The organism is Streptomyces sp. NPDC085866 (assembly GCF_044541035.1).
GTDB lineage: Bacteria > Actinomycetota > Actinomycetes > Streptomycetales > Streptomycetaceae > Streptomyces.
Map to the genome: position 1 here is coordinate 300,041 of NZ_JBITSQ010000005.1, position 19,060 is coordinate 319,100.

At 70.6% G+C, this 19,060-nt stretch carries 25 protein-coding genes and 1 pseudogene; 14 read left to right on the forward strand and 12 right to left on the reverse strand.

Annotation, left to right across the window (positions count from 1 at the left end):
- Positions 1-74 precede the first annotated feature (74 nt).
- The gene (locus ACIF83_RS14415) at positions 75-1,010 is read right to left on the reverse strand and encodes a 1-aminocyclopropane-1-carboxylate deaminase/D-cysteine desulfhydrase (RefSeq protein WP_399726737.1); all 936 of its coding nucleotides are present in this window, start codon (positions 1,008-1,010) and stop codon (positions 75-77) included.
- A gap of 43 nt (positions 1,011-1,053) precedes the next feature.
- The gene (locus tag ACIF83_RS14420) at positions 1,054-1,647 is read right to left on the reverse strand and encodes an N-acetylmuramoyl-L-alanine amidase (protein WP_393469048.1); all 594 of its coding nucleotides are present in this window, start codon (positions 1,645-1,647) and stop codon (positions 1,054-1,056) included.
- A 288-nt stretch (positions 1,648-1,935) separates the two neighbouring features.
- Here ACIF83_RS14420 and ACIF83_RS14425 point away from each other — a divergent pair, with 288 nt between their 5' ends.
- Together ACIF83_RS14425 and ACIF83_RS14430 are read left to right on the forward strand one after the other, a co-directional pair.
- A complete protein-coding gene (locus ACIF83_RS14425) occupies positions 1,936-3,342 on the forward strand; it encodes a family 2B encapsulin nanocompartment shell protein (RefSeq protein ID WP_393469051.1) in 1,407 nt (468 codons plus the stop codon).
- A 112-nt stretch (positions 3,343-3,454) separates the two neighbouring features.
- Positions 3,455-4,585, forward strand: coding sequence for a family 2 encapsulin nanocompartment cargo protein polyprenyl transferase (locus tag ACIF83_RS14430; protein ID WP_393469054.1), 1,131 nt, complete (start codon positions 3,455-3,457; stop codon positions 4,583-4,585).
- Positions 4,586-4,876: 291 nt separating this feature from the next.
- On the opposite strand, the gene ACIF83_RS14435 is transcribed toward ACIF83_RS14430, so the two are convergent.
- The gene (locus ACIF83_RS14435; protein ID WP_399726742.1) at positions 4,877-5,467 is read right to left on the reverse strand and encodes a TetR/AcrR family transcriptional regulator; all 591 of its coding nucleotides are present in this window, start codon (positions 5,465-5,467) and stop codon (positions 4,877-4,879) included.
- Positions 5,468-5,610: 143 nt separating this feature from the next.
- On the opposite strand from ACIF83_RS14435, the gene ACIF83_RS14440 reads away from it, so the two are divergent.
- The 4 genes from ACIF83_RS14440 (at position 5,611) to ACIF83_RS14455 (ending at position 7,294) form a co-directional block, all read left to right on the forward strand.
- Entirely contained in the window at positions 5,611-6,195 is a 585-nt protein-coding gene (locus ACIF83_RS14440) for a dihydrofolate reductase family protein (protein ID WP_393469060.1), read from the forward strand.
- Between the two features lie 26 nt (positions 6,196-6,221).
- Positions 6,222-6,419 carry a hypothetical protein gene (locus ACIF83_RS14445; RefSeq protein WP_393469063.1) on the forward strand — a complete coding sequence of 66 codons (198 nt, stop codon included), beginning with the start codon at positions 6,222-6,224 and terminating at the stop codon, positions 6,417-6,419.
- Positions 6,420-6,500: 81 nt separating this feature from the next.
- Positions 6,501-6,923 carry a YciI family protein gene (locus tag ACIF83_RS14450; RefSeq protein ID WP_399726745.1) on the forward strand — a complete coding sequence of 141 codons (423 nt, stop codon included), beginning with the start codon at positions 6,501-6,503 and terminating at the stop codon, positions 6,921-6,923.
- Positions 6,920-7,294: a hypothetical protein gene (locus tag ACIF83_RS14455; RefSeq protein ID WP_393469068.1), complete on the forward strand. Its 375-nt coding sequence runs from the start codon at positions 6,920-6,922 to the stop codon at positions 7,292-7,294. Before ACIF83_RS14450 ends, ACIF83_RS14455 begins: the two co-directional genes overlap by 4 nt.
- Here the strand turns inward: ACIF83_RS14455 and ACIF83_RS14460 are convergent.
- From ACIF83_RS14460 to ACIF83_RS14480, 5 genes are all read right to left on the reverse strand, one after another.
- Positions 7,281-8,030, reverse strand: a complete 750-nt coding sequence (locus ACIF83_RS14460; RefSeq protein ID WP_399726748.1) for a VOC family protein — start codon at positions 8,028-8,030, stop codon at positions 7,281-7,283. The genes ACIF83_RS14455 and ACIF83_RS14460 overlap by 14 nt on opposite strands.
- A gap of 44 nt (positions 8,031-8,074) precedes the next feature.
- Positions 8,075-8,491: a VOC family protein gene (locus ACIF83_RS14465; RefSeq protein WP_389181477.1), complete on the reverse strand. Its 417-nt coding sequence runs from the start codon at positions 8,489-8,491 to the stop codon at positions 8,075-8,077.
- Between the two features lie 34 nt (positions 8,492-8,525).
- Positions 8,526-8,924, reverse strand: a complete 399-nt coding sequence (locus ACIF83_RS14470; protein WP_386578279.1) for a helix-turn-helix transcriptional regulator — start codon at positions 8,922-8,924, stop codon at positions 8,526-8,528.
- A gap of 144 nt (positions 8,925-9,068) precedes the next feature.
- Positions 9,069-10,073, reverse strand: coding sequence for a DUF1648 domain-containing protein (locus tag ACIF83_RS14475; RefSeq protein ID WP_398137589.1), 1,005 nt, complete (start codon positions 10,071-10,073; stop codon positions 9,069-9,071).
- Positions 10,070-10,417 carry a GntR family transcriptional regulator gene (locus ACIF83_RS14480; protein ID WP_393469082.1) on the reverse strand — a complete coding sequence of 116 codons (348 nt, stop codon included), beginning with the start codon at positions 10,415-10,417 and terminating at the stop codon, positions 10,070-10,072. Before ACIF83_RS14480 ends, ACIF83_RS14475 begins: the two co-directional genes overlap by 4 nt.
- Positions 10,418-10,559: 142 nt before the next feature.
- Here ACIF83_RS14480 and ACIF83_RS14485 point away from each other — a divergent pair, with 142 nt between their 5' ends.
- The 4 genes from ACIF83_RS14485 to ACIF83_RS14500 all read left to right on the forward strand — a co-directional run bounded on the left by ACIF83_RS14485 (position 10,560) and on the right by ACIF83_RS14500 (position 13,680).
- Positions 10,560-11,288, forward strand: a complete 729-nt coding sequence (locus tag ACIF83_RS14485) for an SDR family oxidoreductase (protein WP_399726753.1) — start codon at positions 10,560-10,562, stop codon at positions 11,286-11,288.
- A 146-nt stretch (positions 11,289-11,434) separates the two neighbouring features.
- On the forward strand, positions 11,435-12,412 hold the full coding sequence (locus tag ACIF83_RS14490; protein WP_393469088.1) for a magnesium transporter CorA family protein: 978 nt from the start codon (positions 11,435-11,437) through the stop codon (positions 12,410-12,412).
- Positions 12,413-12,607: 195 nt separating this feature from the next.
- Entirely contained in the window at positions 12,608-13,156 is a 549-nt protein-coding gene (locus ACIF83_RS14495) for a DUF5994 family protein (protein WP_393469091.1), read from the forward strand.
- Between the two features lie 251 nt (positions 13,157-13,407).
- A complete protein-coding gene (locus tag ACIF83_RS14500; RefSeq protein WP_393469807.1) occupies positions 13,408-13,680 on the forward strand; it encodes a hypothetical protein in 273 nt (90 codons plus the stop codon).
- Positions 13,681-13,904: 224 nt separating this feature from the next.
- Here ACIF83_RS14500 and ACIF83_RS14505 read toward each other — a convergent pair.
- Positions 13,905-14,232, reverse strand: a pseudogene (locus ACIF83_RS14505) (serine/threonine-protein phosphatase); the annotation flags it as partial.
- 165 nt (positions 14,233-14,397) lie between these two features.
- A complete protein-coding gene (gene sodN, locus ACIF83_RS14510; protein WP_019075224.1) occupies positions 14,398-14,793 on the reverse strand; it encodes a superoxide dismutase, Ni in 396 nt (131 codons plus the stop codon).
- A gap of 145 nt (positions 14,794-14,938) precedes the next feature.
- On the opposite strand from sodN, the gene sodX reads away from it, so the two are divergent.
- Entirely contained in the window at positions 14,939-15,373 is a 435-nt protein-coding gene (sodX, locus tag ACIF83_RS14515; RefSeq protein WP_393469810.1) for a nickel-type superoxide dismutase maturation protease, read from the forward strand.
- Here sodX and ACIF83_RS14520 read toward each other — a convergent pair.
- Positions 15,277-15,906, reverse strand: a complete 630-nt coding sequence (locus ACIF83_RS14520; RefSeq protein ID WP_393469097.1) for a CGNR zinc finger domain-containing protein — start codon at positions 15,904-15,906, stop codon at positions 15,277-15,279. The two genes, sodX and ACIF83_RS14520, sit on opposite strands and share 97 nt — an antisense overlap.
- A 100-nt stretch (positions 15,907-16,006) precedes the next feature.
- Between ACIF83_RS14520 and ACIF83_RS14525 the strand changes: the two genes are divergently transcribed.
- The 3 genes from ACIF83_RS14525 to ACIF83_RS14535 all read left to right on the forward strand — a co-directional run bounded on the left by ACIF83_RS14525 (position 16,007) and on the right by ACIF83_RS14535 (position 18,140).
- Positions 16,007-16,765 (forward strand): class I SAM-dependent methyltransferase, encoded by a 759-nt coding sequence (locus ACIF83_RS14525; protein ID WP_393469100.1) that lies wholly within the window; start codon positions 16,007-16,009, stop codon positions 16,763-16,765.
- A gap of 128 nt (positions 16,766-16,893) precedes the next feature.
- Positions 16,894-17,382 (forward strand): SigE family RNA polymerase sigma factor, encoded by a 489-nt coding sequence (locus ACIF83_RS14530; protein WP_393469103.1) that lies wholly within the window; start codon positions 16,894-16,896, stop codon positions 17,380-17,382.
- The gene (locus ACIF83_RS14535; protein WP_399726760.1) at positions 17,379-18,140 is read left to right on the forward strand and encodes a hypothetical protein; all 762 of its coding nucleotides are present in this window, start codon (positions 17,379-17,381) and stop codon (positions 18,138-18,140) included. The genes ACIF83_RS14530 and ACIF83_RS14535 overlap by 4 nt, the downstream gene beginning before the upstream one ends.
- A gap of 123 nt (positions 18,141-18,263) precedes the next feature.
- Here ACIF83_RS14535 and ACIF83_RS14540 read toward each other — a convergent pair whose 3' ends face one another.
- Positions 18,264-19,016, reverse strand: a complete 753-nt coding sequence (locus ACIF83_RS14540; protein WP_398137715.1) for an amino acid ABC transporter ATP-binding protein — start codon at positions 19,014-19,016, stop codon at positions 18,264-18,266.
- Positions 19,017-19,060 lie beyond the last annotated feature (44 nt).

The window sequence follows — 19,060 nt, forward strand, 5'->3', positions numbered from 1 at the left end:
CCGGGCAGATCGGCGGCCGGCAGTTGGCTCGGCCGGCAGTTGGCTCGGCCGGGCCTGGTGGTCCGGTTCGACAGCTAGGACCCGTGGCGGCGGCAGGTGTCCAAGCGGTCCTGGGCCGGTGGGAAGGGCCGCCCGGTGACGACCGCTGCGATCGTCGTACCGCGCGTGAAGGCGCCCTCCTCGGCCAGTGCGGCAAGTCCGTACAGCAACTTGGCGACATAGAGACGTTCCACAGGCAGTCCGTGGCGCTGTTCGAAGTGCTCCGCGAAGGCGTCGAGTCCGGGGGCCGTACGGGCGTAGCCGCCGAAGTGGAAGCGGTCGTCGAGGGACCAGGTGCCGGTGCGGGTGCCGAAGGTGTTCTCCTGGAGGGTCTGTATCTCGGTCTCCAGGAAGCCGCCCTTCAGGACCGGTATGCCCAGCGCGCGCTGCCCGGGGGCGAGGCCGGCGGCGAGTCCGGCGAGGGTGCCGCCGGTGCCGCAGGCCACCGCGACGACGTCGGCGCGGCCGCGCAGCTCCTCGCCCAGGGCCCGGCAGCCGCGTACGGCCGCGGCGTTGCTGCCGCCCTCGGGGACGACGTACGCCCCCTCGGCGCCGGCCTCGCGCAGGATCGCGGCCAGGGTCTCCGGCTCGCTCTTGTGCCGGTACGTCGATCTGTCGACGAAGTGCAGCCGCATGCCGTCGGCCGCGCAGCGGGACAGGGACGGGTTGAGCGGACGGTCGGCCAGCTCCTGGCCGCGGACGACGCCGACCGTGGGCAGACCGAGGAGGCGGCCCGCGGCGGCGGTGGCCCGCAGATGGTTGGAGTACGCCCCGCCGAAGGTGACCAGCTCGCGGCCGCGCGCCGCCTCGATGTTCGGCACCAGCTTGCGCCACTTGTTGCCGATCAGCTCCGGGTGGATCAGGTCGTCCCGCTTGAGCAGCAGACGGAGGCCGTGCCGGGCGAACCGGTCGTCCCGGACCTCCACAAGAGGGGAGGGCAGGCGGGGGGCGAGCGGGTCGGTGCTGGTCACGGCCTCATTGTCGCCCGGCACCGGCCCCGTCCGGCAACCACACCTACGCCTTCAGGCGCTCCTCGACCCGATCCCGCAGCCACGCCATGGAGAAGCCGCGCGGGTCCACCTTGCCCGGCTGCCACTCCAGGTGGCCGATGACCGAGCGCTCCGTCCAGCCGTGGTGCCGGCACACCGCCGCTGCGGCGCGCACGATCGCGTCCAGCTGCGCCTCGGGCCAGGCATCCTCGCCGTCGCCCAGGTTCTCGCACTCGAAGCCGTAGAAGTGCCGGTTGCCGTCGGTGTTCAGCTCGTTCTCCGGCGGCAGCCGCTTCTCGGCGATCACCGCGCGCAGGACGTCGTCGTCGCCGAGGCCGGCGTGGTTGGCGCGGCCGTAACCGACCAGGTGGAGCGTGCCGTCCTTGGTGATCACTCCATGGCACAGCGGGCCCGGCAGCTCCGCGTGACCGGCCCGGCAGAGCTCCACGGTGCGGGCGCTGCCCCGGGTCACCGTGTGGTGGATCATCACGCCGTGGACGGGTCCCCAGGGGCCCTTGTGATTGCGGTTGTGGGTCTGCCAGTCGCCGACCTCGACGACCTGGACGCCCTCCGCTCGAAGCGCGTCCAGGAACCCGTTCGCGGACATGGGTGGGGCCATGACCGCCTCCTTCGTACTGTGCCCGGTGGCCGCGTGGCGCGGCCCTGTCGTACCGCTGCTTCTACCGAAACCGGACGTCCCGGACTACATCGTTCGCACGCTGTGCGAGCCGATCCGGACAGGTCGCAGGGGGTGGGGCAGTGGACAGGGTCCCTCTTGCTGCCCAGTAGTCCGATGATCCATTCCCGCTCTTTCGGGTAATGGCGTGAATACTTTCTGTAATGAAAGGCTCGCTCGTGAGACCGGTGTGCGATTCGGCGCCGGACATACAGGAGAGGGCATTTTCTTATGTCGGTAGGCGAAGAGGTCCGCACGGAGCAGGGCAAGCCGCAGCAGTCTCTCGGCACGGCGGCAGCGCGGAACCTGGCCACCACGACCAAGTCCGCCCCGCAGATGCAGGAGATCACCTCCCGCTGGCTGCTGCGGACGCTGCCCTGGGTGGACGTACAGGGCGGCACGTACCGGGTGAACCGGCGACTGACGTTCGCCGTCGGCGACGGCCGCATCACCTTCGTGAAGACCGGGGACCAGGTGGAGGTGATCCCCGCCGAACTCGGCGAGCTCCCGGCGCTGCGGTCGTACGAGGACCAGGAGGTGCTGACCGAGCTGGCCCGGCGCTGCCGGCAGCGGGACTTCGCGCCCGGCGAGGTCATCGCCTCCTTCGGAAACCAGACCGGCGAGGTGTACCTGCTGGCCCACGGCCGGGTCGAGAAGATCGGCACGGGCCCCTACGGCGACGACGCGGTCCTCGGTGTCCTCGCCGACGGCGCCTACTTCGGCGAGGCGGCGCTGCTGGACCCGGACGCCATCTGGGAGTACACGGCCCGCGCGGACACCGCGTGCACGGTGCTGATCCTCGCCCGCCAGGACTTCGAGCAGGTCGCGGAGCGCTCCGACTCGCTGCGTGAGCACGTCCAGCAGCTGCGCGCGCTCCCGGAGCAGCGGACGAACAAGTACGGCGAGAAGGAGGTCGCGCTGGCGGCCGGCCACAGCGGCGAGCCGGACATCCCGCACACCTTCGTCGACTACGATGCCCGGCCGCGCGAGTACGAGCTGAGCATCGCCCAGACCGTGCTGCGCATCCACACGCGTGTGGCCGACCTGTACAACCAGCCGATGAACCAGACCGAGCACCAGCTGCGGCTCACGGTCGAGGCGCTGAAGGAGCGCCAGGAGCACGAGCTGATCAACAACCGCGAGTTCGGGCTGCTGAACAACTGCGAGTACGACCAGCGGCTGCAGCCGCACGACGGCGTGCCCGGCCCGGACGACATGGACGAGCTGCTCAGCCGTCGGCGCGGCACCAAGCTCTTCCTCGCCCACCCGCGCGCGATCGCCGCGTTCGGGCGTGAGCTGAACAAGCGCGGACTGGTCCCGGAGACCGTCGAGATCGGCGGCAACCGCATCCCCACCTGGCGCGGTGTGCCGATCTACCCGTGCAACAAGATCCCCGTCACCCCGGAGCGCACGACGTCGATCATCGCCATGCGTACCGGCGAGGACGAGCAGGGCGTCATCGGCCTGCGGCAGTCCGGCATCCCGGACGAGATCGAGCCGAGCCTGTCCGTGCGGTTCATGGGCATCAACGAGCAGGCCGTCATCAACTACCTGGTGACGGCGTACTACTCGGCCGCCGTCCTGGTGCCCGACGCGCTCGGTGTGCTGGAGAACGTCGAGATCGGCCGGTGGAGGTGACGTTTCCGCACTTCGCGGCCGTGTTCCCGCCCTCCGGGGCGGGTACACCCTCGGGGTATGCGTCCAGCCGGAGCGGAAGCACCGCCGTCCGCGGACTGTGCGAGGGGGACCCATGGCCGAGTTCATGACGGAGACCAAACGGCGTTCACCGGCGACGGGCGAACGGCGCGGGCCGGCCGGTGACGCAGGGGCCGGTCCGCTCGACGGGCAGGAGGCGGCCGCGCTGCTGGAGCGGACCCGGGCCGTCGTCGACCCGGAGCTGCGTGCGGCGATCGAGTCGCTGCCCGGCTCGATGCGCCGGATCGCGCTCTACCACTTCGGGTGGGAGCACGCGGACGGCACTCCGGCGGCAGGCAACGCGGGCAAGGCCATAAGGCCCGCGCTGGTCCTCGCCGCGGCCGCCGCACTCGGCGGCCCGCGGGCGCGGACGGCGGCCGTCCGGGCGGCCGTGGCGGTCGAACTGGTCCACAACTTCACGCTGCTGCACGACGACGTGATGGACCGCGACACCTCCCGCAGGCACCGGCCCACGGCCTGGACCGTCTTCGGCGACGCGGACGCCATCCTCGCCGGGGACGTCCTGCAGGCGCTGGCCCTGCGGCTGCTCGCCGAGGATCCGCACCCGGCCTCGGGCTCGGCCGCGGTCCGGCTCGCCGACTGTGTCGTGGAGCTGTGCGCCGGACAGCACACCGACACGGCCATGGAGCGGCGCGCGCCGCACGAGGTCACCCTGGACGAAGCGCTCGCCATGGCCGAGGCGAAGACGGGCGCGCTGCTGGGCTGCGCCTGCGCGCTCGGCGCGCTGTACGCGGGCGCCGATGCGCACGACGTGGCGGCGCTGGACGGCTTCGGCCGCCAGGCGGGGCTCGCGTTCCAGCTGATCGACGACGTGATCGGCATATGGGGGGACCCGCAGCGCACCGGCAAGCCGGCCGGCGCGGATCTCGCGGTCCGCAAGAAGTCCCTGCCGGTGGTGGCCGCGCTCGCGTCCGGCACCCCGGCGGCCGCGGAACTCGCCGCGCTGTACGGGAAGCCGTACGTGAAGGGGGAGTCCGGGGACGGCGGGGAGATCGCGCGTACGGCCCTCGCCGTGGAGCAGGCCGGCGGCCGGGACTGGGCGCAGGCCGAGGCGGCCGACCGCATGGCCCGGGCCATGCAGGAGCTGGCCCGCGCCGTGCCCGCGCCGGAGGCGGCGGGCGGTCTGCTGGCCCTGGCCGAGTTCGTGACCCGGCGCAGCAGTTGAGGCCGCGGTGAGACGCGGCAGGTAAGGACCCCGGAGCCACCGGGACCGTGCGGCTCCTGACCCCGCACGACCTCCCGGGGGCTCCGGCCGGCGGGCCCCGCACGTCCCCACGGTGTGCGGGGCCCGCCCACTGCCCGGGCGGGGGTGGGTTCTCGCTGCCGGCACCGGCTGCTGCCGCTCTCTTGGACGCGGGCGCCGCCCCGGCTGCACGACCGTGGCGTGGACGTGACCGCCGCTGCCGGTGGCCCGCCGATCGCTCCGGTGAGCTGTCCCGGCAAGTGGTCCGCTGCGCTAACCCTCCGGCACGATCGTCGTCACGATCCTGTCGACCAGCCCCTCCGGCACGCCCACCCCGTCCAGGACTCCGTCCAGTACGCCCGGCAGGGTCAGGTGTTCCAGGATGAGGCCGAGCATCGCGAGGTAGAGCACGGTGACGGTCTCGTCGCCGCCGGGCAGGCCGGACTGCCGGTGGAACTCGATGCCCTGTTCCAGGTCTCCGCGCACCGACTTGGTGAAGGAGGCCAGCAGTTCGGGGCGCCGGGTGGCCTCCAGCCGCATCTCCAGCAGGGCCAGATAACCGGTCCGGTCGCGGGTGGCCCGGTCCATGATGTCCTGCATGAAGGCCCTGACCAGAGAGCGGTCGCGGGGCCGGCGCAGCAGCGTCGCCATCACCTCGGGATCCGGTGCGAGCCGTACGTGCAGCCGGGTGTCGATCTGGCGGAGCAGGTCCTCGCGGCTGGTGAAGTAGTTGGAGGCGGTACCGGTGGGCACGCCCGCCTCGCCGTCCACCGCGCGGAACGTCAGTCCGCGCGCGCCCTCCCGCGCCAGCACCTCGATGCCGGCGTCCACCAGCGCCGCGCGCCGTTCCGGATTGCCCGCCATGCGGAATCCCTTCTCCTATTTGTCCTCGGTGCCGACAGCATCTCGGAAAAAGCTTGCCACCACTACAGTCGGAGTACTACAACTGAAGCACTACAGGCGGAGTGGTTGACCGATCGCCCCGCAGCCTACGGAAAGAGACCAGCTTGCGAAAGCTCACGTACTTCATCGCCTGCTCGCTCGACGGCTTCATCGGCGACGAACACGGCGACGCCACCGCGATGTTCCGCTTCCTGGACGAGGAGTACCTCGGCTTCCTCGAGGCGGAGTTCGCGGAGACCCTGGCCACCCACGCCCGCCGGCAGCTCGGCATGGACCACCTGGAGAACCGGCGGTTCGACACCGTCATCCAGGGCCGGGCCAGCTACGAGGTGGCGCTGAAGGAGGGCATCACCAGCCCCTACGGCCACCTGCGCGAGTACGTCGCCTCGCGCACCCTGGGCACCTCGCCCGACCCGAACGTCGAGATCATCGACGGCGACCTGACCGGCCGGGTCCGCGAACTCAAGGCGGAGGACGGCGGGTTGGACATCTTCCTGTGCGGCGGCTCCCAGGTCGCGGGAGCCCTGCTCGACGAGATCGACGAACTCGTCATCAAGACCTATCCGATCGTCTACGGCACCGGCATGCCGATGTTCGGCACCGGCCTCGACATCAAGGAGTTCACCCTGGACTCGGTGCGCACCTTCGGCAACGGTGTGCTCGTGCGCACGTACCGCAGGAAGCGCTGAGGCCCCGCCCGCCCTACCCTGGGGGCATGGACAGCGAAGAACACGTCTGTCCCGTCTGCGGACAGCCTGTCGACACGGTCGTCCGGCGGCACAAGACGCTGGGCATCTGGGTCCCGCTGTGGGGTCCCGGCCCCTGCCACAACCCGAAGTGCGCGGCCCGCGCCGACCTCGCCGCCGGGCAGGAGCACCCCGCCCCGCAGGACTCCGCCGCGAAAAAGTCCTGAGCCTCGAGAATCCCGGCCCGGCTCCGACGTCCCCTGCGGGAGCCGCCCGCAGGAGGCGGCCCCGAGCCGAAGGAGCGGACCATGAAGTACCTGGTGATGGTGCAGGGCACACAGGCGGACTACGACGCGATGGCCGGCAGGCCCTCCGAGCACGCCCCGTCCTGGACCGAGGCGGAGCTCAAGGCCATGTACCTGTACATGGGCGCGATCAGCGACGACCTCGCCGAGTCCGGCGAACTCGTCGACGCCCAGGGGCTGGCCGAGCCCGCCCGGACCCGGCTGGTCGCGCGCGGCAGGGACGGCCGGACCGTGATCACCGACCGTCCGTACGACGAGACCAAGGAGCTGATGGCCGGCTACTGGGTGGTGGACTGCGCGAGCCTGGACCGGGTCACCGAGATCGCCGAGCGCATCACCCGCTGCCCCGGCCCCGCGGGTCTGACGGACTACCCCGTCGTGATCCGGCCCGTCATGGACGGCGCCGGGGACATTCGCGCCGAATGACCGGCCCGACCGGCACCGAGGACCTGCTGCGCCGCTACGTGCCGCAGGTCCTCGGCGCGCCGGTGCGCCGGTACGGGCACTTCGATACGGCCGCAGTCGGCCGGCGCCACAACCGGCGGCGCGCACCGCGCCGTTCGCTCACGGCCGTGGCGGTGGTCGCCGGGGGCGGGCTCACCCTGTGGCTTCAGGACTCGGTCCGGCCGCAGGAGCCGTACGGCTGGGAGAAGGGGGACGGGGCGACACCCCGGAACGCGTACGGCAGCACGTCGGGCGGGGACGGCGTCGGGTGCCCGCCGAGCCCGGAGCCCGAGCCGATCCAGGGGGCGGGTCGGACGGCCGTCGCCTGCCTGTACGTGACTACGCGTCGCTGACCGCCGCCGGCAGCCCGCCGGTCTCGGGGTCCCGGCCGGTCAGACAGTACGTGCCGCCGGCCGGGTCGCGCAGCACCGCCCAGTGCGGGCCCTGGTGGACGCGGACGGCGCCCAGCCGCTCGTGCCGGGCCCGGGTCGCCGCGATGTCCGCGCAGGCGAGGTCCAGGTGTGCGGAGGCCGGGCGTTCGTCGTCGAGCCGCTGGAGCAGGATCCGGACGGGCAGGCCCGCGGGCGGCCTCAGCACCCGGAACTCCGGCAGGGAACCCGCCAGCAGGTCCCAGCCGGTCAGCGCGGCCCAGAACGCGGTCTCGGTGTCGTACACCGAGGGTGCGATGTCCAGGCACACCTGGTCCAGGCGGCTGCCGTCGACCACCGGTGGCCGTACCGCCTCGCCCTGCCAGGGTCCGACGCAGAACGACTGCCCGGCGGGTGAACGGAGCACGGCCCAGTCACGGTGCTCGGCGACCAGGTCCGCACCGAGGCCGACGGCCGACGCCGTGAACGCCCGCACGTCCTCGACAAAGAAGTCGAGATGGGCCCCGCCGTCCCCGTCGAGGACTCCCTGGAGCTTCACGCAGGCGTCCGCCAGGTCCGGCAGCAGTGTCACGAACTCCTGTCGCTCGCCCCGGAATTCGGACAGCCGAGTGCCCGTGACGGCCGTCCAGAAGGAGCGGGCTTCGGCGAGACGGTCGATGGGGCGGTCGATGAAGGCATACGTCCAGCGGATGGTGTTCATGGCGGGGATCGTAGGCAGCCGTCCCCGCCGCGCCGTGGGGAATTTCAGTCCGCGGGCCGCTGCAGGAACCGCAGCATGTTCCCGGCCGGGTCCCGGAAGGCGCAGTCGCGGACCCCGTACGGCTGGTCCGTCGGCTCCTGGAGCACGTCGCCGCCGGCCTCCCGGACCCGCTCGTACAGCCCGTCGCAGTCCTCGGTGGTGAAGATGACCCCGCGCAGCAGTCCCTTGGCGAGCAGCTCGGCGATCGCCTGCTTGTCGGCCGGGGAGATGTCCGGGCTCGCGCCGGGCGGCTCCAGCACGATCTCCACGTCCGGCTGGAGCGGCGAGCCCACGGTGACCCACCGCATCCCCTCGAAGCCCACGTCGTTGCGGACCTCCATGCCGAGCACGTCACAGTAGAAGTGGAGCGCCTTGTCGTGGTCGTCCACGGCGATGAAGCACTGCTTCAGTTTCAGGTCCATGGCTTCACGCTAGGGCCAGACGCGTCCGCCCGCTTCAGTACGGCCGGCGGCGCGGGCGGGTGAACGTACGGGCCACGCAGGACGGGATCACCGCGCTCTCCTCGTGCGGGCGGGCCCGGTAGGCGCTCGGCGTCTCGCCGACCAGCTCGGTGAACCGGGAACTGAAGGAGCCGAGGGAAGTACAGCCCACGGCGAAGCACACCTCGGTCACGGTGAGGTCGCCGCGGCGCAGCAACGCCTTGGCCCGCTCGACCCGGCGGGTCATCAGATAGCTGTACGGCGTCTCCCCGTACGCCTTGCGGAAGCTGCGCTGGAAGTGGCCGGGCGACATGTGGGCGCCACGGGCCAGCTCGGTCATGTCGAGCGGCTCGGCGTACTCGCGGTCCATGCGGTCGCGCACCCGCCGCAGCCGTACCAGGTCCTCCAGAGTCACCTCCCCAGCTTGGCACAGAGGCGCCTTCGGCCCGGCCGGAACGTCCACGGTCCGGCCGCGAACGAGGACGACCGGGACCACCCCTGGGGGCGGGCCGAGTTCGCGGGGCCCGCCTGTTCACCGGGCCGGGCCCGCACCGGTGCTTCAGCCGTGCTGAGCCCTGTCGAGCGCGTTCAACAGGGCTGCGCCGCGCTCGGCGTCGTCGATGCTGACCGCGAATTCCGTTCCCTTTCCCCGGGTGCGGATGACGAGGCACTCCCCGCTCCGCAGCATGACCGTGGTGCCGAGACCGCTCAGCCGGTACCCCCAGCCTCCGGCCTGTGCGGGGGTGCGGTCCTCGGCGCGGGCCGACTCGATGTCCGCGGCCGGCCAGCGCCGGGCGGGCCAGCCCAGCGGCCCGAAGGCCACTTCCAGGCCTCGCTCCGATGCCCGTGCCTGCACGGTGGAGCAGCAGGCCACGGCGAGGGACGTGAGCGCGAACGGCAGGAACACCGCCCACAGGGGACCGGGGGCGGCGAGGCCGCCGACCAGAGCGGCGAGGGCGGCGACCGCCACGAGTCCGGCCACCGCCGCCACCAGGTGGAGCCAGGGGTTGGTGATGCGGGAGAGCCACACCAGGCGCTGTCCGCGCGGGATCTCCAGCACCGGGCCGGAAGGGTCCTGTGCGGCCGGGGAGGGGGCCTCCGCGCGCGCGTTCATCAGCCATCCGAAGACTCCGCCGGCGACGGCCGCGACGGTGAGGGTCGCGGTGATCCACGCTGTCGGCAGGCGGGCCTGGTGCCAGTCCGAGTGGTCGAGGTTCGCGCGGACGACGGACGCCTGCGCGCCGCTGAGGAGGATGCCCGCCGACAGGAGGGCGGCGGCGGTCCAGGCCCGCGTCGTCCTGCGTGCGGTGTCCTTGCCCCGCCGCTGAGCCACGAACACGATCGCGGCGACGACCAGCCAGATCAGGGCCGGAAACAGGGAGGCTGCCCACAGGGGCATGGACCCGTCCGGGGTGTTCCGACCGGATCCCCAGTGCGTGGCCAGGCGGTCCGGCAGTCGTCCGCGGGCGGCCCAGGGCAGGGAGGCGATCAGTGCGGCCGTACCCACTGTCCACACGCCGGCACTCCAGCGCGCTCCGCGTCCGGTCCTGGTGCCCTCGTTCACGGTATCCCCCTGATCATCTCAATGAGATCGGTCCTGTTGTAGCCCAGCCGTGCCGCCTCGGTCACCAGCGCGTGCACCTGGTTCAGCAGTCCGGACCGCTCGTCGGCACCCTGTGCCACGGTCACGCCCCGGCCCCTGCGGAACTCCAGCAGGCCGTCGTCCCGAAGGCTGCGCAGCCCGCGAAGGACGGTGTTGACGTTGACGTCCAGCGCCTGGGAGAGGTCGCGTGCCGACGGCAGGCGGTCTCCCGGCCGGCACTCGCCCTCGGCGACGGCGCGCCGGATGGCCCCTGCCACCTGCTCATGCAGGGGGCGGGTGTCTCTCTTGTCCAAACGCAGCAACATGGTGCTACTGACGATAGCACCATGCATTTCAAAAAGGGGGGCGCCGACTGCCTCCTCAACCGGTCGAAGCGGCGTTTCCTGCTGCGCTCACATATTCGTTCATATGCCATATTGCGTACGTAATCCTCATGAAAGGCATGGCATGAAGATCGCAGTCATCGGCGGTACCGGGCTGATCGGATCGCAGGTCGTCAAGAACCTGAAGGCCGCCGGGCACGAGGCGGTACCGCACTCGAAGTCCAGCGGAGTCGACGTCATCAGCGGCCAGGGAGTGGAGGAGGCGGTGGCGGGAGCCGACGTCGCCGTCAACCTGACGAATTCCCCGACCTTCGACGAAGCCTCCCTGGCCTTCTTCCAGACCTCGATGGACAACCTGCTCGCCGCGGCCCGCAAGGGCGGCGTCGGCCACTTCGTCATCCTCTCCATCGTCGGCGCGGACCAGGTGCCGGAGCTGGACTACTACCGGGCCAAGGTGCTCCAGGAGAAGCTCCTCGCGAACGCGTCGGTTCCCTACTCGATCGTGCGGGCGACGCAGTTCATGGAGTTCATGGATGCCGTCCTGTCCTGGACGGCCGACGGCGACACCGTACGGTTGCCCGCCACACCGATCCAGCCGATCGCCGCCAAGGACGTGGCCCGCGAGGTGGCACAGGTCGCGGCGGGTGCCCCGGTGAACGGCATCCGCAACATCGGCGGCCCCGACATCTTCACCCTGGACGAACTGGGCCGGATCACCCTCTCTCACCAGGGCGACAGCCGCACCGTCGTCACCGACCCCACCGCCGGCATGTTCGCCGTCGTCAAGGGTGACGTCCTCACCGACAAGAACGCCCACCTCGCCCCCACCCGCTACGCCGACTGGCTCTCCTGACCCGCTCGCGGCCTCTCGGGCGCGCAGGCCGCACACGCCGCCGCCGTCACCGACCCAGGCCGTCCCGCCGGGGGCGCCTGGGGCCTGCCGCGCTGGCAATTGGGGCGAAGCGGCATGATCGGGGCGCAAGCTACTAGCCTCGGGCCATGGTGACGCGTACCCGGCTGTATCACGACGGCACTCTCGCCCTGGAGGACTTCCCCGTTAGTGAAGTCTCCGCGTATCTTGCCGATCCGGCGTCGGTCCTGTGGCTGGACCTGTATCGGCCCGGGGCCGCCGAATTCACCATGCTCGGCCAAGAGTTCGGCATCCACGAACTTGCTCTGGAGGACGCCGCGCAGCGTGGGCAACGGCCGAAACTCGACCGCTATCGCACCCACGAGTTCCTCAGCGCCTATTCCGTCACCGTCAGCCCGGACGATGCGGAACTGACGTACAGCGAGATCGCCGTATTCCTCACCAGCCAGGCCATGATCACCGTTCGCAAGGACGACGGTCTCGACATCGAGGAAGTGGTCGCCCGCTGGGACGAGAGCCCGGACCTGGCCGGCCACGGTGTCGGATTCCTGCTGCACGGCCTGCTCGACCATCTCGTGGACGGCCACTTCGTCGCGGTGCAGCAGTTGGACGACGGCATCGAGGAGTTGGAGGGTCTGCTCTTCGTGGCCGGGCGCCGTGAGATCGAAGCCGTGCAACGCCGGGCCTTCGCGCTGCGTAAATCGCTCGTCCGGTTGCGTCGCGTCGTGCTCCCGATGCGGGAGGTGGTCAACACCCTCATGCGTCCCGGCCTGCACGTGGTCACCGACCCTCTCGTCCCGTATTACCAGGACGTCTACGACCACGTGCTGCGTGCCACCGAATGGACGGAATCACTGCGGGATCTGGTGGCCTCGGTCATGGAGACGAACCTCTCGGTCCAGGCCAACAGCATGAACCTGATCATGAAGAAGGTGACGAGCTGGGCCGCGATCATCGCCGTACCCACCGCGATCACCGGCTACTACGGCCAGAATCTCCCCTACCCCGGTTTCGGCCGCCAGTCCGGATTCATCACCTCGGCAGCCGTCATCGTGGCCCTGTCCGCCGTGCTGTATCTGACGTTCAAGCGCAAGGACTGGCTCTGACCGGCCTGGTGCCGGGCACCGGCGACCAGGCTCCGAAGGCAGGAAGATACCTGGTCACCCCCGGCTTTTCGGGCAAGTGGGCGGAGTAGTGTGAACGTACCGGGAGTTCTTCGCGTACCGGCTCCGCTGCGGGTGCCGTTTCCGGTGATCGACAACGCCGGGCCGCACCCACGAGCCCGGGGACAGGTCCGCGCCATGCCCGTGACCATTGACCGTACGACATCGAGCAGGCGCGCGCCGCCGCAGTCGGCTCGGCTGTCCCTGACGCCCGCGCCGGGCGGGCTGGACGGCATGTGGTGGCCTCGCTCCCGTGCCCTCACCCGTGAGCTGCCCACCCTGACGGCCGCACTGGTCGAACATTGGGGCCGCATCACAGGTGTCACCGTGCACCCCGCCTACTGGCCCGTCATCCCGCACTGGGTGTCCGTCGCCGGGCGAACCGTGCAGGTGGGCTGGTCCACCGAGGCCCAGGATCCTCACAGACTGACTGTCTCCCTCCCCGATGGTCGCCGAGACGTCCTGGTGATTCCGCCGGAAACCGGTGCGGAGGCAGCCGCGCAGCTGATGGCGGGCGACGGCATCGATGCCCCGGCCCGGGGCGAAGCGGCAGACAGGATCGATGCCGGGATCAGGGAAGGAGCGTGGGAGACCGACGGCGGAGCAGGTCGGCCGTCGTTCCTGCCTCGGCCCATCGGCTCGACAGGGCCTTCGGCCCGCCGGTCGGCGGAGGTGAGGGAACCATGACTGTCATCGCCGTGGCCGTGCTGCTCCTTCTGATCGCCGTCGGAGTCGTTCTGATCCACCGGCTCAACGCTCAGCACGACGAACGGATCGCTGCCTTCCACTACAGCGATGTTCTGCCGGGGATAGGGCGTCGGCCCCGGAGGCACCGTCGGTCGGCGCTGGACGCCACCGTTCCGACGCGCCCCACCGCGACGGCGACCGCGGATGACATCGACTTCGGCCCGACCGTGGGCAGTAGAGGAAGGCGCGTCATGGCGATATTGCGAGACCGGAAGACGTACCGCGAGAGGATCATGACGGCTCTGTACCAAGCCGCCGAAGGCAATCGGCTCCTGGGCGTCGATGGGGCGAAGCTCCGCAACGACCTCGGTATCCCTGAGCAGGACATGGCCGCTGCCTGTATGTATCTGGCGGGCGAAGGCTGGGTCGTCGTGGACTGGGCGAGGGGCAACACGCCCGCGATGATCACGCTGACGCACCAGGGGATCCGGCAGATGGAGACAGAAGAGGAAGAGCGTGGCTGAGCCGCCGCGTCGGCTTCTCGGACCGAAGTGAACCTTCGCAAGGATTGCTTATGCCGGAGTAATCCCTTTGGCGTAATGTGGAAAGCGGGTCGTCGCACGCTCACGTGCAATGACCCGGAAGGGCGGCTCCGGCGGGTATACGCCGGAGCCGTTGCCTGTCTCGGCGGCGGGAGTGGAACGGTCTGCGCGCCGTCGGCCATGTCCATGGTGGTGCGGCTGCCGGCTCACTCCAGGAGGGCGAGGTGGTCGGCGGTGCCCCCGTGCCATTCGATCGGGAAGAGGGTCGCGCCGTCGCTGATGCGGCGGCCCCGTTGCCGCTTCAGGGCGTGGCATCCGGTCGCCGTGTTGGAGCATCTGCTCGCTGATCTGGGGCTCTTCACCACCGAAGCCGACCGGCAAGGCGGTCGGGCCTGCGAGTTGCCGCATGACCTGGTGGTCCATGAACGCATAGATCTCGGACAGGCCGATGTCGGCCCGTCTGGCGTGCCGGTAGGACCCGACGGCCACGGTGGCCATCGTGGGGGCGTTCAGGCCGTGGCCCATCGCTCCCACCTCGTCGCCGGCGGAGCGAGCGTCAAGCAGGTCCGCATCTGTGACCGGGCGAAGAAGACCGCACCCGGACCGTCATGGACGCCGTGCTCGGCGGCCTGCGGACCGGGTGCGGACAGGGAGACACTGCAACGAAAGGAATCGCAGGTCAGAGGGCGTTGATGAAGATCACGCCTTCTTGGTCTCCCAGAAGATCTTGTCGATCTGGGCGATGTAGTCCAGCGCCTTCTGGCCCGTGGCCGGGTCGGTGGACGCCTTGGCGGCCGAGAGGGCCTTCAGGGTGTCGTTCACCAGCTGGTGCAGCTCCGGGTACTTCTCGAAGTGCGGGGGCTTGAAGTAGTCGCTCCAGAGCACGGAGACGTGGTGCTTGGCCAGCTCCGCGCGCTGCTCCTTGATGACGGTGGCACGCGCCTGGAAGTGCGGGTCGTCGTTGGCGGCCATCTTGTCCTGCACGGCCTTCACGGACTCCGCCTCGATGCGGGCCTGGGCCGGGTCGTACACACCGCAGGGCAGGTCGCAGTGCGCGCTGACCTTGACCTTGGGGGCAAACAGGCGGGAAAGCATGGAGCATTCCTTCCTCGTGATCGTCTTCTCAGGTGCGACATTACTCCCTGAGCGACGGGTTTTCGTGAGTGCCCCCTAGGGCTTAGGACAAAAGTCCAGGGTCAGACTGAGACTGGTGGAGGAACGGACCGGGGAGGTGCCGGGGATGCCGGAGCTGTCGCAGGAGACCGAGCGGGGGAGGGCCGGGGCGCCCTTCGGGCTGGCCGAGGTGACCGGTCCGTCCATGGTTCCCACGCTGCGTCACGGAGACCGGCTGCTGCTGCAGTACGGGGCCGCGATCAGGCCGGGGGACGTCGTCGTCCTGCGCCATCCCTTCCAGCAGGACCTCCTGGTCGTCAAGCGTGCCGTGGAGCGGCGCGAGGGCGGCTGGTGGGTGCTCGGGGACAATCCGTACGCGGGCGGGGACAGCACCGACTACGGGGTCGTACCCGAGGAGCTGATCCTCGGCAAGGCGCGGTTGCGGTACCGGCCGCTCAAGGACGGTCAGCGCTCGCCGCTGGCGCTGGCGCGCTGGGTGCTCTCGGCCGCCAGGCCGCTGCTGCCCGACCGGTCGGCCTCCAGACGCTTGCGGGCGCGGTAGGCGGCCACGTTGGCGCGGGTCGCGCAGCGGTCCGAGCAGTAGCGCCGGGAGCGGTTGGTGGACGTGTCGAGGTAGGCGTTGCGGCAGGGTGCTGCCTGGCACAGGCCGAGGCGGTCCACGCCGTACTCGGTCAGGTGGAACGCCAGGCCCATCGCCGCTATGGCCGCGTAGCCCGCGGTGGCGTTGGACGGGTGGTCGGCCAGGTGCATGTGCCACAGGGGGCGGCCGTCCTCGTCGCGGTAGTCGTGCCCGGAGATCTGCGGGCTGACCGGGAACTCCAGCAACAGGGAGTTCAGCAGGTCCACGGCGAGCGTCTCGTCGCCCTGGTCCGCCGCTTCGAAGACCGACCGCAGCCTGCCCCGTACCGAGCGGAAGCGTGTGACGTCCGCGTCGGTGGCGCGGCGGGCCGCCGACGCGTTCACCCCGAAGAGGTCGCGGACGGCCTCGACCGAGGTCAGCGAGTCCTTGCCCCGGGCCGGTTCCTCGCTGTTGACGAGGCGTACGGCGTAATCCGAGTAATAGGCCAGTTCCACTTGTAGTCCTTACAGAGGCGCTCTATGGTCATGTCTGCGGTCGGGTAACAGCCGGTCGTGCTTCCAGGGTATTACGCATGCATGAGGGGACGGGGAATCCATGACCACCAGTACCGGAACCGACTGGGCCGCCTGGCAGGAGAGCTGGGACCGGCAGCAGGAGTGGTACATGCCGGACCGCGAGGAGCGGTTCCGGATCATGCTCGACATGGTCGAGGCGCTGGTCGGCACGGCCCCGCGCGTGCTCGACCTCGCCTGCGGCACCGGCAGCATCACCGCCCGGCTCCTGGCGCGGTTCCCCGAGGCCACCAGCACCGGGGTCGACCTCGACCCGGCCCTGCTCGCCATCGCGCGCGGCACCTTCGAGGGCGACGACCGCGTCTCCTTCGTCACCGCGGACCTCAAGGACCCCGACTGGCCGGCGCAGCTGCCGTACGGCTCCTACGACGCGGTCCTGACCGCCACGGCCCTGCACTGGCTGCACAGCGAACCCCTCGCGGCCCTCTACGGTCAGGTCGCGGGGCTGGTCCGCGACGGCGGTGTCTTCATGAACGCGGACCACATGATCGACGAGAACACGCCCCGGATCAACGCGGCGGAGCGCGCCCAGCGGCACGCTCGCATGGATCAGGCCAAGCAGGACGGCGCCCTGGATTGGGCCGAGTGGTGGCAGGTGGCGGCGAAGGACCCGGTCCTCGCCGAGCCCACCGCCCGCCGCTTCGAGATCTACGGCGAGCACGCCGACGGGGACATGCCGTCCGCGGCGTGGCACGCGCGTGTGCTGCGCGAGAAGGGGTTCGGCGAGGCCCGGGCGGTGTGGTGCTCGCCGTCGGACACGCTGCTCCTTGCCCTCAAGTAGGGCCCGTCGCGCAGAAGAGAGGCGGTACGAAAGATTCGTACCGCCTCTTCTGCGTCCTCGCAGGGGGGCCACCGCACTGGTACGGGTGAGACGGTCCGTACCCGGTGGACCGGCGGAGAGGGGGAGGGATGACGCGGGGCGCGGAAGTGACTCTGCACGCCTTCGTCGAGGGCAGACGCACGGCGCTGTTCCGCAGCGCCTACCTGTTGTGCGGCAACCGCGAGGAGGCGGAGGACCTCGTCCAGACGACGCTGGTGAAGGTCGTCCTCGGCGCGCGCAGACACGGGCGGCTGGAGAACCTCGAGGCCTACGCGCGCAGGACGCTGGTCAACAGCTTCATCTCGGCCCGCCGCCGGTTCTGGCGGCGCGAGCAGGCGTACGGCGAACTGCCGGACGTGGCCGGGGAGACGGCCGACAACGACACCGGACTCGTGGTGCGGGCCGCTCTCGCCTCTCTCGTACCCAAACAGCGGGCGGTACTGGTGCTGCGCTACTGGGAGGACCTCAGCGTGGCCGCCACCGCCGAACTGCTCGGGATGCGGGAGAGCACCGTCAAGAGCCACACGGCCAGGGGACTAGCGGCGCTGAGGGCCGCGGTGCGGGAGGAGTACGTATGAGTGAGAACGAGAACGAAGTCGTACGGGAGCTGCTGTGGAAGGCGGCGGCCACCGTTCCGGTTCCGGAGAGGCGGAGCGGCGAGACGGTGTTCGCGCAGGCCTCGCGGCTGCGCCGGCGACGGCGCGCGGCGATGACGGGCGTGGTCGCGGCCGCGGCCGCGGCGGGCGTCGTCCTCGGGTCCGGCGTCCTGCCCGGCGGGGAGGGGCAGAGCGTGGCCGCCTCGCCGACCGCGGGGGAGTTCGGCGGCGGCGCGGGCGGGTTCGCCAAGCTGCTGCCGCCGGGTGTCGGCAAGGTCCGGGAGGTGTCGCTGCTGCGGTTGATCAAGGGGGTGCCGAAGGCGCCGCTGCCGAAGGACGTGGGGCCGTACGACGGGGACTACGCGGTCGCACGGGACGGCGGGGTCGGGTACGTCACCGTGCGCGTGATGCCGGCCAAGGCCGCGGCCGCCAAGGACGTCGACCCGGACCCCTGCCACATCGGCAACGTGACTCCTCCGGTGCTGAAGTGCACCAACGAGAAGGTGCCCGGGGTCGGCGTGCTGTCGATCTGGCGGACGCCCGCCCAGAAGCTCACCCAGCCGTCGTACTACGGCGACACGCTGGAGGCACGGATGCTGCTGAAGGACGGCAGCATCCTCGCCGTCCGTGACTGGACGGGCTTCCTGGGCACGGGGTCCCGGGGGCCGGTGCTGAAGACGTTCCCGCTGACGCGGGGGCAGCTGCGTGAACTGGCGCTGAGGCCGCAGCTGTTGCCGTAGGGGGCACAACGCGCAGGGGCGGTAGGAGGATCCCGTGCCGCCCCGTCCGCGCGAGAGGCCTTCGGAAACGGCGGATGCCGCCCACCTCGACCGGGGTGGGCGGCATCCGCCGTTTGTGATCGTTCAGAGCACCTTGGACAGGAACGACTGCGTCCGCTCGTGCTGAGGGTTCGTCAGCACGTCGCGGGGATGGCCGGATTCGACCACCACGCCGCCGTCCATGAAGACCAGGCTGTCGCCCACCTCGCGGGCGAAGCCCATCTCGTGGGTGACCACGACCATCGTCATGCCCGACTCGGCGAGGTCGCGCATGACGTCCAGGACGTCGCCGACCAGCTCCGGGTCGAGGGCCGAGGTCGGCTCGTCGAACAGCATCAGCTTCGGGTCCATGGCGAGGGCCCGGGCGATGGCGACGCGCTGCTGCTGGCCGCCGGAGAGCTGCGAGGGGTAGTTCCCGGCCTTGTCGGCCAGGCCCACGCGCTCCAGGAGCTGCATGGCGCGCTCCTTGGTCTCGGCCTTGGAAGCGCCCTTGACCTGGACCGGCGCCTCGATGACGTTCTCCACGGCCGTCATGTGCGGGAACAGGTTGAAGCGCTGGAAGACCATGCCGATGTCCCGGCGCTTCAGGGCGACCTCGCTGTCCTTCAGCTCGTACAGCTTGTCGCCCTTCTGGCGGTAGCCGACCAGCTCGCCGTCCACGTACAGACGGCCCGCGTTGACCTTCTCGAGGTGGTTGATGCACCGCAGGAAGGTCGACTTGCCGGAGCCGGAGGGGCCGATGAGGCAGAACACCTCGCCCGGCTTCACCTCCAGGTCGATGCCCTTGAGGACCTCGACGGGACCGAAGGACTTGTGCACGCCCTCGGCCTTGACCATCGGGACGGTCGAGTGCCGCGGGGTGGAGTCCGTCTTGCTCAGCT